The organism is Nocardia sp. TBRC8007 (assembly GCF_056629435.1).
Window position 1 is genome coordinate 1 of sequence record NZ_JBWSOR010000092.1, and the last position, 1,285, is coordinate 1,285.

Here is a 1,285-nt window from a genome sequence, read left to right on the forward strand (position 1 = left end):
CCAATACCATTTCATGCTGTGCGAATTGTCGGCCGATGCACGCTCGCATCCCCACGCCGAACGGCCGGTAGAGTTCCGGGTGGCGGCCGCGGATCCGCTCGGGTAGGAACCGGTCCGGGTCGAATGCCTCGGGGTTTGCGCCCCACAGTTCGTGCCGATGTAGCTGCAGCAGAACGATGAACACCCACTCGTTCTTTTCGAACGGGTAGCGGCCGCCGAGCATGGTGTCGGTCTTGGCCTTGCGGAAATACCCTGGGGCGGTAGGCCACAACCGCAACGTCTCGTCGACGATACGGCGCACGTAGCGCAGCTTCGCGACCCGCTCGAAAGCGAGGTCATTCTCGGTCCAGACCGCAGCGATCTCCTGCCGGGCCCGATCGGCGATCTCGGGGTGAATCGACAGATAATGCAGCGCGAACGCTAGTACACCCGCCGTGGTCTCGTGGCCGGCAGTGAGGAAGGTGAGGATCTGGTGGCGCACGTTCGTCGGGTCGAGCAGCTCGCCTGTCCTCGGGTCCGGCACCGTCAGCATCCGGTCGAGCAGGTCGTCGTATTCGCCGGTGCCCCCGCGCATCCGCTGGGCGATCACGTCGTCGATCGTCTTGTTGACGAACTCGACATCGCGCTGATGCTGGGCCCGCTGCTCGCGGAAGATCGTCTTCTCCACCAGGGGATGTGAGTACGCGGCGCAGTTGAGGTAGGTCAGGGTGCGAAGCATTGCTGCCACGACCGGGTGTTGGTCAGGACGAGTGAACGACTGGAACTCGTACCCGAACGCGCACCGTCCGACCACCTCGAGCGCCACCTTGTTCGTGTCTGCGGGCACATCGAGCCATTCGCCGGGCCGGGACGCCCAGTAGTCGACAAGGTCAGCGACACAGGCTTGCATGGTGGCGTGATAGCCGCGCATCGCGGCCGCTGTGAACGAGGGCGCGAGGATAGCGTGCGCTTTGGCCCAGTTCGGCTCGCTATTGTGGGCGGTGAACAGACCATCTCCAGCCACTTTCCGCAGGTCGCGGATCGGAACGCCGAGGAACTTGGACCACATCGAGTCGTCGTTGATCTCGCGCAACAGATCCGGATCCGACACATAAGTCACCCGGGTACCGAGGATGTTCCGCTCGTAGATACCGCCGTACCTCTGCGCGCCGCGCATTCCCCATTGGCTCGAGTTGGTGACATGCAGATCCCATACGTCGCCGAGGAGCGGCAGCCGATACGGCGGGTGCGGAAGCGACCGAGCACTGGCCCGGATTCTTCGCTGAGTCGAGTTCGTCGTGGTCAT

1 protein-coding gene is annotated in these 1,285 nt (G+C 63.8%); it reads right to left on the reverse strand.

The genetic code is table 11. The features are described from left to right. Positions 1-1,285: cytochrome P450 (locus tag ACX4ZE_RS22730; protein WP_480275502.1), on the reverse strand; the 1,285-nt coding region annotated here is incomplete at its 3' end.